The following is a 12,766-nucleotide window of genomic DNA, read 5'->3' on the forward strand; positions in this document are numbered from 1 at the left end:
CCCGTAGCCACTCCGGCTGCCAGCCCGAACCAACCGCCGTGTACGTCTGCATCTGCAATGGGGTTACCGATCACGACATCCGCCAGGCCGCTGACGCGGGCTGCAGCAGCGTGACCGAACTGACCATGCGCACCGGCGCCGGCGCCAACTGCGGCAGCTGCCTGGACATGGCCGCGTCGATGCTCGACGCCGCCCGCTCGGTCCGCGAGCTGCCTTTCGCAGTGATGCAGCAAGCCGCCTGACGCGGCACCTGCGGGCCCGCGCCCGCCCCCAATCGCCACTGATTCCTGCTCGCGGCTGCAGTCGATTCGCGTTCCGTCACGTCTTGCGTGAACGGGGTAGAGTCCGCCCATTGCACGCACAAGGAGCCGGGCCATGAAGGGCGACGCCAAGGTCATCGAATACCTCAACAAGGCGCTCTACAACGAGCTGACCGCGATCAACCAGTATTTCCTGCACGCCAAGATGCTGAAGAACTGGGGCCTGAAGGAACTCGCCGACCACGAGTACCACGAGTCGATCGACGAGATGAAGCACGCCGACAAGTTGTCGGAACGCATCCTCTTCCTCGACGGCCTGCCGAACTTCCAGGCTCTGGGCAAACTGCGCATCGGCGAGAACCCGCGCGAAGTGCTGTCGTGCGACCTTGCACTCGAGCTCGAGGCGCTGCCGATGCTTCGCGAGGCGATCAAGTACTGCGAGACGGTGGGCGACTATGTCAGCCGCAAACTGTTCGCCGACATCCTCGACTCCGAGGAAGAACACGTCGACTGGATCGAGACCCAGCTGTCGCTGATCGAGCGCCTGGGCGAACAGAACTACCTGCTGACCAAGATGGAGGAGTGAGCCGGGCGCGTCCCGCACTCATCTCCTGAGCAACGCCGCCGGCAACACCGGCGGCGTTCTTGTTTGCTTCGCGGTCAGGCCGCCCCGGGCCGCGGTGCGCGCCGGAACAGCGTCCGCCATACCCACCACAGCAGCAGCGCCAACACCACGCTGATCAGCACCACGATCGACAGCGCGATCCACGGATGAGCGAAAACCAGCGCAAGACCGCCGACCGTGGCCACGTCCTCGGTGATCGACGCGGTCCAGTTGCTTACCGGTTCGGGCGAGGTGTTTAACAACGCGCGCGAACCGGACTTGAGCACGTGGCTGGTCAGCGCCACTCCCGCGCCCGCGGCGAGGGCGCCTGCCCCCAGATGACCGTCCGGCGACAGGGTCGCAGCGGCCAGGAAAGCGCCCGCCGGAACCCGCAGCAGCGTGTGCAGCAGGTCCCAGCCCGAATCCACTCCGGGGATCTTGTCGGCAAGGAATTCCGCGGCTGCCAGCACCCCCGACACCCCCAGCACCCACGGCGAGGCCGTCACCTGCAGGGCCTGCGGCAGGTCCAGCCAGCCGAAAAAGCCGGCCAGGCCGACGCCAAAGACGGTCAGGTAGACCCGGATGCCGGCAAGCCAGGCCAGGACTACACCAATTGCGAACAGGTGCGCATCCGTCACGGCTTTTACCTCGCTAGACTGTGGTCCGAGTATAGGGGGCAGGGGATCGATGGCGCAGGCCATCGGCACGCACGCTGATGAACAAGCCGCCACGCAGGGCGCCACCGCCGCGCTTCACCATCGTCCAGCAGCGCCCCGACCGGCGGCCGCTGATCGTCACCGTGCTCGTGCTGGCCTGGGTGGCCACGCTTACGGCGGCCTGGATCGGCGCCGAACGCCGCGCCGCGCCGCGACTGCCCGAACTGACCGCACAGCTCGACGCCACCCGCGTCGAGCTCGACCACTGGCGCGACAAGGCCGAGACGCTGGAGCAGCGCGAAGCGACGCTGGCGCGCTCGGACCAGATCAGCCGCGTCGCCAACAAGCAGGTGCAGAGCGAGCTGGCCGAGCGCGAAGAGGAAATCTCCGACCTGCGCTCCAACATCGCCTTCTACGAGCGGCTGGTCGGCGCGACCGGCCAGGCCAAGGGGCTGAGCGTGCATTCGGCGCAGTTCTCGCCCGAGGCCGGCGGCACCTGGCGCTACCAGATCGTGCTCACGCAGAACCTCAACAAGGGCGCGATCAGCCGCGGCAAGCTGCGCTTCAACGTCGAGGGCGTGCGCGACGGCAAGCTCGCCTCGATTGGCTGGGACGAATTGCACCAGCGCCAGGCCTGGCCCGCGCAGGACTACTCGTTCCGCTATTTCCAGCAGCTCGGCGGCAGCGTCATGCTGCCGGCCGGCTTCACGCCGCAGCGGGTGCGGGTGTCGCTGCAGAACGGCGACGTCGCCATCGAACAGAGTCTGGGCTGGAGCCACGGTGGCACGATCGCCAGCCTCTGACTGCACTCTCTCCTACAGCACGCTTTCCTACAGCACGCATACGTAGCAACGGCCCGCTCGCGCGGGCCAACAACCGGAAGTACTGACTGATGTTCAAGAACAAGACGGCCGTGCACGATGGCCAGGTCGATACCCTGATCGGGCCGCAGGTGGTGATCCGCGGCGACCTGCTGTTCAGCGGCGGGCTCCATGTCGAAGGCCGCATCATCGGCAAGGTGATCGCGCAGGAAGGGCAGAAGGCGACCCTGACCCTGGCCGAGCAGGGCAGCATCGAAGGCGAGGTGCGCGCGCCGGTGGTGATCCTCAACGGTCAGCTCAGCGGCGATGTGTACGCCAGCGAGCGCGTCGAACTGGCAGCCATGGCACGCGTCCAGGGCAACGTCCACTATCAGGTGGTCGAGATGCTGGCCGGCTCGGTGCTGACCGGCCGCCTGATCCATGCCGAGGCGCATGCCGAAGCCGGCGCCCTGGCTGAAGGACATCTGGACGCCCACGCCGCTTTGGGCTGACCGTCACAGTCAGGCGCGGTAGGCTGGTCGCTGGAGCATCCCACCAGCGGCCGGCATGACCCACCCCGAGAACCACCCCGAAAGCGCAGTTCCCGATGGCCCGGAGCCCGCCACAGCGGCAACCCCGGCGGCGCCCGCATGGCCGGTGATGCAAGTCCAGACGCGCTGGGTCACGATTGCCGGCGTGGTTTTTGCCCTGGCCCTGGCGGTGGGCGGCTGGGGCCTGTGGCAGGTGCTCGCGCCCGCCCCGGACGATCCGCGCGCCCAGCTCGACGAAAGCCAGCGCACCAGCCGCGGCCAGCAGACGCAGATCGACCAGTTGCAGCAACGCGTCTCGACCCTGACCCGCTCCGACCAGATCAGTCGCGAGGCCAACCGCGACCTGCAGAGCACCCTGGCCGAGCGCGACGAGGAGGTCGCCGCGTTGCGCGCCGACGTGGCCTTCTACGAACGCCTGGTCGGCAGCACCGCCCAGCGCCGTGGCCTGGCCGTGCATGCGCTGCGGCTGCAGCCGCAGAACGACACCGCCTGGCACTTCACCACCACCCTGACCCAGAACCTCAACCGCGGCGCGGTCAGCACCGGCGAACTGAGCCTGACCATCGAGGGCACGCGCGCCGGCAAGCTGCAGAAACTGGTCTGGGGCGACCTGCGCCAGCAGCCGGGCGCAACCGGCGTGCCCTATTCGTTCAAGTACTTCCAGCAGGTCGAGGGCGACGTGTTCCTGCCCGCCGACTTCACCCCGGTGCGGGTGAGCGTGCGCCTGGTGCCCAGATCCGGGGCCGCGATCGAGCAGTCCTTCACCTGGGCCGATGCGATCCGCGACGTCGCCCCGGCAACGGCGGCCGAGCCGGGCTGACAGCCGTCGCGGAGGCCGCCAGGCGGCCCTCGCGCGTCGAGCGTCGCCCGTTGCGGCAGGGTGCTGGCGGCATCAAGGCTTGAACACCGTCGCGCGGCCCCCCATCCTGATCGGATGGAAACGCTCATCCCCACGCTCGCGACGCCGGACTACCAGTCGCTCGATCGCCCCCTGCAGTTCACCTCCGCAGCCGCCAGCAAGGTCCGCGAACTGATCGCCGAGGAGGGCAACGCCGCCCTCAAGCTGCGCGTCTACATCCAGGGCGGCGGTTGTTCGGGATTCCAGTACGGGTTCGAGTTCGACGACCAGCAGGGCGAAGATGACCTCGCCGTGCACACCGACGGCGTCACCCTGCTGGTCGATCCACTGAGCCTGCAGTACCTGATGGGCGCGCAGGTCGACTACACCGAAAGCCTGCACGGCGCACAGTTCGTCATCCGCAATCCGAATGCGAAGACGACCTGCGGCTGCGGCTCTTCGTTCGCGGTGTGAGTATCGAACCGGCTCCCTTCGCTTTCGTGGAGGCGGGCGTCGATGCCGCCTGCCGCGCCGCGCTCGACCGCGCCGATCGCCTGCGCGACGACCCTGATGCGCTCAACGCGTTGTGGGCGCGTGGCCATGTCGTGCTGCTCGATGAGCACGGCCACGCCTATGCCGACGATGCCGGCCAGCTGCTGGCCCCGCACGGCGAGCAGATCAGCGAAGGACCCGGCGGGATAGGCGCTGCCGTCTTCCTTGGACTGGACGCGCGGCAGCGCGCATGGTTCGCGCTGGAAGGTGCGTTGACTGCATTCTTCGCGCCGCGCCGGGTCGACCTGCGCAGTGCCGCGTCGTTGTGGCCGGGATTCGATGCCAGCGTGTTCGCGCAGGCGCGCGCGCTGCAGCACTGGCGCAGCCGCCACCGTCATTGCGGCGTCTGTGGCGGCGAAGTCGCGTTGTCTCGCGCGGGCTGGCAGGGGCGCTGCAGCCAATGCGGCGCCGAACATTACCCGCGCACCGACCCGGCCGTGATCGTGGCCGTCAGCGACGGCGCCCGCCTGCTGCTGGGGCGCCAGAAGTCCTGGCCGGCGCGGCGCTATTCGGTGATTGCCGGGTTCGTCGAACCGGGCGAATCGCTCGAGCAGACCGTGGCGCGCGAAGTGCTGGAGGAAACCGGCGTACGCGTGCGGCGCTGCCGCTATCTCGCCTCGCAGCCGTGGCCGTTTCCCGGCGCGCTGATGCTCGGCTTCAGTGCCGACGCCGAACCCGACGAGCCGCAGGTCGGCGACGAACTCGAGGAAGCGCGCTGGTTCACCCGCGAGGACGTGCTTGCGGCGCGCGCCCGTGGCGAGTGGGGCGGAGCCCAGGACGACGGCCAGGGCGCGGTGCTGTCGCCGGGCATTTCGATCTCGCGATGGCTGATCGAGCAGTGGTTGCAGGCTGGAGAGCCCACCTCGGCGCGTTGACCCCATGGTCGCGCGCGCCAGCTAGAATCGACCCGCGGGCGCATGGGCGCCTGCCCGGAGAGTCTGCTCAATGTCCGCAACCCTGATCGCCGTCGTCGTCGCGCTAGTGCTGGGCCATCTGGCGCAGTCGCTGGCCGCGTCGGTGCGCGACTACGGCTGGTATCGCAACTGGTTGCGGTGGCTGGGCGGGCGCCTGTCGGCGAATGAATTCTGGCGCGGTCGCTGGGGCATCCTCATCGCCCTGGTGCCGCCGTTGCTCGCGATCGGCCTGTTCCAGCTCGCCCTGCTGGAGCCGCTGTGGGGCCTGGCCGGCGTCGCCTTCTCCATCGCCGTCCTGTTCTATGCCTGGGGACCCCGCGACCTCGACCTCGACGTCGAGGCCATCGCCGCTGCCGGCGACACGACGTCGCGGCGCACGGCTGCCGCCCGCTTGTGGCCGGAAGGCGAAATGCCGGCGACGCTGGACGGCGCCTCGCTGATCGAGGCGGTGTTCGGCAACGCGCAGCAACGCTGGTTCGGCGTGCTGTTCTGGTTCCTCGTGCTCGGGCCGCTCGGCGCGCTGCTGTACAGGTTCACGGTACTGGCCGCGCAAGGCGAGGCGGCGAGCGAATTGCCCGGCGAGACGCGACTCGGTGCGCGCAAGCTGCTGGCCCTGCTCGATTGGCCGGTGGCGCAGTTGCTGACCTTGTCGCTGGCGCTGGTTGGCAACTTCGACACCGTCCTGGGCGCCTGGCGCGAGGCCGGGGGTGCGTCCTTCGATCTCGACCGGCCGTTCCTTGGCGCCGTCGCGCGCGCCAGCGTGAAATGCGAACTGGCCGATGAAGCCGCCGACTACGCCGATTACGGCGACGACGTCGGCAGCGTGCAAGCCGGCGAAGGTGGCCTGCCGGTGCCGCCGCCGATGCCGCCGGCCTGGTCGGCCGACCTGCCGGAACTGCGCGATGCGATGAGCCTGGTCTGGCGCAGCCTGCTGGTGTGGCTGGCGGTGCTGGCGCTGTTCGTGATCGCCGGCTGGGTCAGCTAGCCCGTCTTCATCCGTGCAGGTGGATGCGCTGGAGCTCTTCCATCATCTGCTGGTACTTCGCCCAGCCGCCGCTGTAGACGAAGAGCGTCGCCACGCACAGACCGACGATCAGCAGGACCGTGGTGATCCAGCACCACACCTTGGCGCTGCGCGATGCCTCGATGGCCCCGGTGTCGTCGCCGGCGCCGAACCTGCGCCTGGCCAGCGCCGCATACACGATCGCGACGACGCCCGAGACCATGCCGAGGATGCAGAACAGGAACACCGACGCGACCGTGGCCGCGATGGCCCACACCAGGTGAGTGGACAACGAGGGCTGCGACTGTGGCGTTGCCGATGGCGGCAGGCTCATGGTCGGTCCCTCGCAGGTGGTCCCGACCGATCCTAGGCAGTGGCCTGTCGCGGCCGTGTGGTGATGCGCGGACGGGTCAGGCGGCGTCGCCGCGCAGCTCGCGGACCCGCGCTTCCAGCATCGGCGCGTCGGCGACCGAGCCGTCGATGGGCGCCTGCGCGATCACCTCGACCGTCGCGCGCAGACGCCGCGGCACCCGCATCCGGCCCAGGCGGCCATCTCGGCGGCTCCACATGCTGGTCCACATGTTGCGCAGGGCCATCGGCACCACCGGCACCGGGCGCTGTTCGAGGATCCGCTCGACGCCGGACTTGAAGGGCGCGATCGCGCCGTCCTTGCTCAGTCCGCCTTCCGGGAAGATGCAGACCAGCTCGCCTTCGGCCAGGGCCGCGTCGATTTCGTCGAACGCGCGCTGCATCAGCACAGGGTGCTCCTTGGCGCCGGCGATCGGGATCGCCTTGGCGGTCCGGAAGATCCAGCTCATGACCGGGATGTTGAAGATCCGGTAGTACATGACGAAGCGCACCGGTCGCGGGATGCTGGCGGCCAGGATCAGCGCGTCCATGTAGCTGACGTGGTTGCACACGATCAGCGCCGCGCCTTCGTCGGGCACGTGCTTCTCCACGCCGTGCACCTTCAAGCGGTACAGGCTGCGCACCAGCACCCAGCTGAGGAAGCGCATCAGGAACTCGGGCACGATCGTGAAGATGTAGATGGCGACCACGATGTTCGCGATCGCCAGTGCCAGGAACACCTGCGGGATCGACCAGCCCAGGAAGCGCTGCACGGCGATGGCCAGCACGGCGGCGAGCACGATGAAGCCGGCATTCTGGATATTCATGCCGGCGATCACGCGCGAAACCTCGCTGCGCGGCGTGCGGCTCTGGATCAGGGCGAACAGCGGCACCACGAAGAAGCCGGTGAACATGCCGATGCCGACCAGGTCGATGACGATCCGCCAGCTGCCCGGTTGCGCCATGAACCCGGCGACCGTGCCGACCTGCGCCGGCGCGGCGCCGCTGCGGGCGAAGTACAGATCGACCATGAAGGCGCTGATGCCGAACGCGCCCAGCGGCACCAGGCCGATCTCGACGGTGCGCGCCGACAGCTTCTCGCACAGGATCGAGCCGACGCCGGTGCCGATCGAGAACAGCGCCAGCACGAACAGGTAGAGCGTGCCGCTGCCACCCAGGTTGACCTCGGCGTAGGTCGGCAACTGCGACGTCAGCACCGTGCCGATGAACCAGAACCAGGACACGCCCAGGATGGCGTTGCGCACCGCCGGCTGCTTCCTGGACAGGCGCAGGATTTCGATCGACTCGGGGATCGGGTTCCAGTTGATCTTCAGGTCCGGTGCGCCCGGTTCGGCGCGCGGGATCGCGCGGCTGACCAGGTTGCCGGCGACGGCCAGGGCGATGATCGAGACGGCCGCCACGATCGGGCCGTGCGCGCCGGCGACGGCGAAGATCAGGCCGCCGAAGATCATGCCGGCGAGGATCGAGATCGACGTGCCCATCTCGACCAGGCCGTTGCCGCCGGTGAGTTCCTCGGGCTTGAGCACCGATGGCAGGATCGAATACTTCACCGGCCCGAACAGCGTCGACTGCAGGCCGGTGCAGAACAGCGCGACCAGCAGCACGATCATGTTCTGGGTCAGGAAGCCGACCGCGGCCAGCGACATGATCGCGATTTCCATCGACGTGGTGATGCGGATCAGCCGCGACTTCTCGAGCTTCTCGGCGATCTGCCCGGCGGTGGCCGAGAACAGGAAGTAGGGCAGGATGAACAACGCCGGCGCGAGGTTGGTGTAGAGCGTGCGCTGCTCGGGACTGACGCCCAGGTAGAACAGCAGGCCGATGACGGCCTGGCGGTAGACGTTGTCGTTGAAGGCACCGAATGCCTGGGTGGCGAAAAACGGCAGGAAGCGGCGCTGCCGCAGAAGTTCGAACTGGTTGTGCGCCATGCGCTGGGGTGGTCCGTTCTCGGTTCGGGCGAGACTAGCAAACGCGCGTGCCAGGCGTCAGCGCGAGTGTTGCCAGACCGGCCGGAGAGTTGCCCGTTCGTCCTGAGCGTAGCGGCGCAGCCGCGAAGTCGAAGGACCCACCTCAGCGGACACGCCTGATCCTTCGACTTCGGCCTGCGGCCTACGCTCAGGACGAACGGGTGATGGGGCGACGGCGTGAAGACCACGCATACGCGCCCATTCCGCTCCCAGCCAGCTTCCCCCGCCTACCCTGCGGCGGACACCCTTGCAGAAGGAGGCGTCATGACCGCGGACACCAAGACCCCGCTCGAGCACGTCAACGACACCGTGCTGCAGCTCAAGGAGATGCGCCATTACTCGAAGAACAACGTCGAGCTGCTGACCACGCAATGGCTGCTGTTCGACGGCGAGCTGTCCAAGCTCAAGAAGGCGCAGGCGATCGAAGACCTGATGTCGCGCCAGGCCGAATTCCACGATGCGCTGGAAACGGCGATCACCGACCTGGAAGAGGTCGCGGTGAGCCTGCAGCCGCCGCCGGAAGAGGCGGCGGGCTGAGCGCGCTTGTGTAAGTGAGTAAGCGCGCCTCAGGCCGGCTCGAGGTCGGCGGTCTCGCGCTCGATCGCGCGCCAGCCGATGTCGTGGCGATGGAACTCGCCGTGCCAGGAGATGCCGGCGATCTCGGCGTAGGCGCGGCGCTGTGCATCGAGCACGCTGTCGCCGAGCGCGCATACGCACAGCACCCGGCCACCGGAGGTAACCACATGGTCGCCTTCGATCTTCGTTCCGGCGTGGAAGACCTTGGTGTCGTCCAGGTCGGGGGCATCCCATGCGCCGATCACGTCGCCCAGTCGCGGCGTGCCCGGGTAGCCTTCGGCCGCCATCACCACGCCCAGCGACGGGCGCGGATCCCACTTCGCCGTGACTTCATGCAGGCGCTCGTCGATCGCCGCCTCCACCAGGTCGAGCAGATCCGACTCCAGGCGCAGCATGATCGGTTGCGTCTCCGGGTCGCCGAAGCGGACGTTGAACTCGATCACCTTCGGCGCGCCTGAGGCGTCGATCATCAGGCCGGCGTAGAGGAAGCCGGTGAACGGCACGCCGTCGGCGGCCATGCCGCGCACGGTCGGCTCGACCACTTCGCGCATGATGCGCGCGTGCACCTCGGGGGTGACGACAGGCGCCGGTGAATACGCGCCCATGCCACCGGTGTTGGGGCCGGTGTCGCGGTCGCCCACGCGCTTGTGGTCCTGGCTGGTCGCCATCGGCAATGCGGTGGTGCCGTCGACCATCGAGATGAAGCTGGCTTCCTCGCCGTCGAGGAACTCCTCGATCACCACGCGCGCGCCGGCCGCGCCGAAGGCGTAATCGGAGAGCATGTCGGTGATCGCCGCCTCGGCCTCGGCCAGGGTCATCGCCACGATCACGCCCTTGCCGGCGGCCAGGCCGTCGGCCTTGATGACGATGGGTGCGCCTTTCTCCTGGATGTAGTCGAGCGCGGCATCGGCTTCGGTGAACACCGCGTAGTGCGCGGTCGGGATGCCGTGGCGGGCGAGGAAGTGCTTGGCGTACGCCTTGCTGCCTTCCAGCTGCGCGGCCTGCGCGCTCGGCCCGAAGATGCGCTTGCCGGCGGTGCGGAAGCGGTCGACCACGCCGGCGACCAGCGGGCCCTCGGGGCCGACGATGGTCACGGCCACGCCTTCGCTCTCGACCAGGGCAAGCAGGCCATCGATGTCGTTGGCGCCGACATCGACATTGCGGCACTTAAGCTCGGCCGCGGTACCGGCGTTGCCGGGCGCGACCAGCACTTCATCGATGCGCGGCGACTGCGCCAGTTTCCACGCCAGCGCGTGCTCGCGACCACCGGAACCGATTACGAGGACTTTCATGCGTGCTCCTGGTGCGTTTCGCGGGCGTGGGGCTGGAATTTTACGGGACGCGCCGTGCAGCCGCGACCGCGCCGTCGCCGCGTCCAGCGCCGGCAAGGCACTGCGAGTGACCGCAATGCCCCGATCGACTGGCCCTGCTATGGATTGAACGCTCTTCTGTGCGCAGATCGGCCTGATGAACAGACGCGGCAAGGACGAGCTGCTACGGCGCGGTGAAGCTGGCGTGGTAGGTCACCTCGCCCTCGGCGACACGATCGCCGAATGCCAGCGCCTGGAGGTACTGCGGCGGCACGTCACCGAACGTCAGGCCCGGTTCGTTGCGGAAGCCGAAGCGCTGGTAGTACGCCGGATCGCCCAGCACGACGCAACCACGCGCACCGCGCTCGGCGATTTCGCTCAGGCCGGCACGGATGAGGGCGGTGCCAACGCCGTTGCGCTGGTCGCCCGGCGCAACCGCGACCGGGCCCAGGCCATACCAGCCCACGGCGCCATCGCCGACGCGCACGGCCGAGAACGCCACATGCCCGGCAATGCGACCGTCGATATCGGCCACCAGCGACAGGCTCAGCGCCCCGTCCGCACGCAGGGCGTCGACGATGCGCTGTTCAGTCGCGCCCTCGCCGGGCTGGTCGGCGAAGGCGGCCGCGATCAGCTTGCTGATGGCCGTGTGGTCGGCCTGGCTTTCGGTTCTGATCCACATGACTGGGCACGCCTGGCAGTGTCCACGCAGTGTGCCGGAGCAACGGTTATGGCGCGGTCAGTGGCGGAAATGGCGCACGCCGGTGAAGACCATGGCGATGCCGTGCTCGTCGGCGGCGGCGATGACCTCGCCGTCGCGCATCGAACCACCGGGCTGGATCACCGCCTTGATGCCGGCCTCGGCCGCCGCGTCGATGCCGTCGCGGAACGGGAAGAACGCGTCGCTCGCCATCACCGATCCGGGCACGACCAGGCCCGCGTCGGTTGCCTTGATGCCGGCGATGCGGGCCGAATACACGCGGCTCATCTGGCCAGCACCGACGCCGATGGTGCGGTGATCCTTCGCATAGACGATCGCGTTGGACTTGACGAACTTCGCCACGCGCCAGGCGAACAGCAGGTCGGCCATCTGCTCGGCGGTGGGCGCAAGCTTGCTGACCACCTTCAGCTCGCCTGGCGTGACCTCGCGGATGTCGCTGGTCTGCATCAGCAGGCCGGAGCCAACGCGCTTGATGTCGAAGTTGTTGCGGCCCTCGCCGTGCGGGATGCGCAGCACGCGGACATTGGCCTTCTTGCGGGCGTAGTCGAGCGCGCCTTCTTCGTAGTCCGGCGCGATCAGCACTTCGACGAACTGGCGGTCGAGGATCGCCTTGGCCGTGGCCGCGTCGAGCGTGCGGTTGAACGCGATGATGCCGCCGAACGCGGACGTCGGGTCGGTCGCGTAGGCCAGCTCGTAGGCATCGCCGCACGCCACGCCCTCGGCGACGCCACAGGGATTGGCATGCTTGACGATAACGCAGGCCGGGCGCTCGAACTGGCGCACGCATTCCCATGCGGCGTCGGCGTCGGCGAGGTTGTTGAAGCTCAGCTCCTTGCCCTGCAGCTGGGTGAAGGTGGCCAGCGTGCCGGGCACCGGATACAGGTCGCGGTAGAACGCGCCGTGCTGGTGCGGGTTTTCGCCGTAGCGCAGGTCCATGACCTTGACGAAGTTGCTGTTCTGCTGCGCCGGGAACAGCGCGCGGCTGCCATCGGACTGCAGCGCCGACAGGTAGTCGCTGATGCAGGCGTCGTACTGGGCGACACGGTTGAACGCGGCCACCGACAGCGCGAAGCGCGTGGCTGCGGCAAGCGCGCCGTCATTGGCCTGCAGCTCGGCGACGATGCCGGCGTACTGTGCCGGATCGGTGGCGACGGCGACACGGGCGAAGTTCTTCGCCGCCGAGCGCAACATCGCGGGGCCGCCGATGTCGATGTTCTCGACGATGTCTTCCATCGAGCTGTCGGGGTCGACGGAGACCTTCTCGAACGGATAGAGATTCAGCACCAGCAGGTCGATCGCGCCGATGCCGTGCTGCGCCATTACCGCGTCATCGACGCCGGCGCGTCCGAGCAGGCCGCCGTGCACCAGCGGGTGCAGGGTCTTGACCCGGCCGTCCATCATCTCGGGAAAGCCGGTCACGTCCGAGACGTCCTTGACCGCCAGTCCGGCGTCGCGGATGGCCTTGGCTGTGCCGCCGGTGGACAGCAGCTCCACGCCGTGGGCGGCGAGCGCCCGGGCAAGTTCAATCAGGCCGGTCTTGTCGGACACGGAAATCAGCGCGCGGCGGAGTTTCACCGGCGAGGCAGCGGCTTCGATGCTCATGGGGGGCTTGGGAGGCGGAAAACCCCGGAATTATACGCCGGCG

15 protein-coding genes are annotated in these 12,766 nt (G+C 68.4%); 9 read left to right on the plus strand and 6 right to left on the minus strand.

Features of this window, described 5'->3' with window-relative positions; translation table 11 throughout:
• Window positions 1-38 precede the first annotated feature (38 nt).
• Both AB4Y64_RS11555 and bfr read left to right on the plus strand, forming a co-directional pair.
• Window positions 39-242, plus strand: coding sequence for a (2Fe-2S)-binding protein (locus AB4Y64_RS11555; protein WP_241920572.1), 204 nt, complete (start codon window positions 39-41; stop codon window positions 240-242).
• A gap of 133 nt (window positions 243-375) precedes the next feature.
• On the plus strand, window positions 376-846 hold the full coding sequence (gene bfr, locus AB4Y64_RS11560; RefSeq protein ID WP_441816594.1) for a bacterioferritin: 471 nt from the start codon (window positions 376-378) through the stop codon (window positions 844-846).
• A gap of 74 nt (window positions 847-920) precedes the next feature.
• Here bfr and AB4Y64_RS11565 read toward each other — a convergent pair whose 3' ends face one another.
• Window positions 921-1,502, minus strand: a complete 582-nt coding sequence (locus AB4Y64_RS11565; protein WP_441816595.1) for a DUF4126 domain-containing protein — start codon at window positions 1,500-1,502, stop codon at window positions 921-923.
• A 77-nt stretch (window positions 1,503-1,579) separates the two neighbouring features.
• Here AB4Y64_RS11565 and AB4Y64_RS11570 point away from each other — a divergent pair, with 77 nt between their 5' ends.
• The 6 genes from AB4Y64_RS11570 (at window position 1,580) to AB4Y64_RS11595 (ending at window position 6,160) form a co-directional block, all read left to right on the plus strand.
• Window positions 1,580-2,323, plus strand: a complete 744-nt coding sequence (locus tag AB4Y64_RS11570) for a DUF6776 family protein (protein WP_441816596.1) — start codon at window positions 1,580-1,582, stop codon at window positions 2,321-2,323.
• Window positions 2,324-2,412: 89 nt separating this feature from the next.
• Window positions 2,413-2,832 (plus strand): bactofilin family protein, encoded by a 420-nt coding sequence (locus AB4Y64_RS11575; RefSeq protein ID WP_441816597.1) that lies wholly within the window; start codon window positions 2,413-2,415, stop codon window positions 2,830-2,832.
• A gap of 148 nt (window positions 2,833-2,980) precedes the next feature.
• Window positions 2,981-3,691: a DUF6776 family protein gene (locus AB4Y64_RS11580; RefSeq protein WP_441816598.1), complete on the plus strand. Its 711-nt coding sequence runs from the start codon at window positions 2,981-2,983 to the stop codon at window positions 3,689-3,691.
• Window positions 3,692-3,805: 114 nt separating this feature from the next.
• Window positions 3,806-4,183, plus strand: coding sequence for an iron-sulfur cluster insertion protein ErpA (gene erpA / locus AB4Y64_RS11585; RefSeq protein ID WP_241920470.1), 378 nt, complete (start codon window positions 3,806-3,808; stop codon window positions 4,181-4,183).
• A gap of 2 nt (window positions 4,184-4,185) precedes the next feature.
• On the plus strand, window positions 4,186-5,136 hold the full coding sequence (nudC, locus tag AB4Y64_RS11590) for an NAD(+) diphosphatase (protein WP_441816683.1): 951 nt from the start codon (window positions 4,186-4,188) through the stop codon (window positions 5,134-5,136).
• Between the two features lie 70 nt (window positions 5,137-5,206).
• Entirely contained in the window at window positions 5,207-6,160 is a 954-nt protein-coding gene (locus AB4Y64_RS11595; RefSeq protein ID WP_441816599.1) for a hypothetical protein, read from the plus strand.
• Between the two features lie 7 nt (window positions 6,161-6,167).
• Here AB4Y64_RS11595 and AB4Y64_RS11600 read toward each other — a convergent pair whose 3' ends face one another.
• The gene (locus AB4Y64_RS11600) at window positions 6,168-6,512 is read right to left on the minus strand and encodes a CD225/dispanin family protein (protein ID WP_441816600.1); all 345 of its coding nucleotides are present in this window, start codon (window positions 6,510-6,512) and stop codon (window positions 6,168-6,170) included.
• Between the two features lie 76 nt (window positions 6,513-6,588).
• A complete protein-coding gene (locus tag AB4Y64_RS11605; RefSeq protein ID WP_441816601.1) occupies window positions 6,589-8,475 on the minus strand; it encodes an MFS transporter in 1,887 nt (628 codons plus the stop codon).
• A gap of 303 nt (window positions 8,476-8,778) precedes the next feature.
• Between AB4Y64_RS11605 and AB4Y64_RS11610 the strand changes: the two genes are divergently transcribed.
• The gene (locus tag AB4Y64_RS11610) at window positions 8,779-9,051 is read left to right on the plus strand and encodes a hypothetical protein (protein ID WP_441816602.1); all 273 of its coding nucleotides are present in this window, start codon (window positions 8,779-8,781) and stop codon (window positions 9,049-9,051) included.
• Window positions 9,052-9,080: 29 nt separating this feature from the next.
• On the opposite strand, the gene purD is transcribed toward AB4Y64_RS11610, so the two are convergent.
• From purD to purH, 3 genes are all read right to left on the minus strand, one after another.
• A complete protein-coding gene (gene purD, locus AB4Y64_RS11615; protein ID WP_441816603.1) occupies window positions 9,081-10,382 on the minus strand; it encodes a phosphoribosylamine--glycine ligase in 1,302 nt (433 codons plus the stop codon).
• Between the two features lie 202 nt (window positions 10,383-10,584).
• Window positions 10,585-11,082, minus strand: a complete 498-nt coding sequence (locus tag AB4Y64_RS11620; protein ID WP_441816604.1) for a GNAT family N-acetyltransferase — start codon at window positions 11,080-11,082, stop codon at window positions 10,585-10,587.
• 57 nt (window positions 11,083-11,139) lie between these two features.
• Window positions 11,140-12,723 (minus strand): bifunctional phosphoribosylaminoimidazolecarboxamide formyltransferase/IMP cyclohydrolase, encoded by a 1,584-nt coding sequence (purH, locus tag AB4Y64_RS11625; RefSeq protein WP_441816605.1) that lies wholly within the window; start codon window positions 12,721-12,723, stop codon window positions 11,140-11,142.
• Window positions 12,724-12,766: the final 43 nt, after the last annotated feature.

It is taken from the genome of Lysobacter sp. TAF61 (assembly GCF_052113485.1).
Taxonomy (GTDB): Bacteria; Pseudomonadota; Gammaproteobacteria; order Xanthomonadales; family Xanthomonadaceae; genus Lysobacter_J.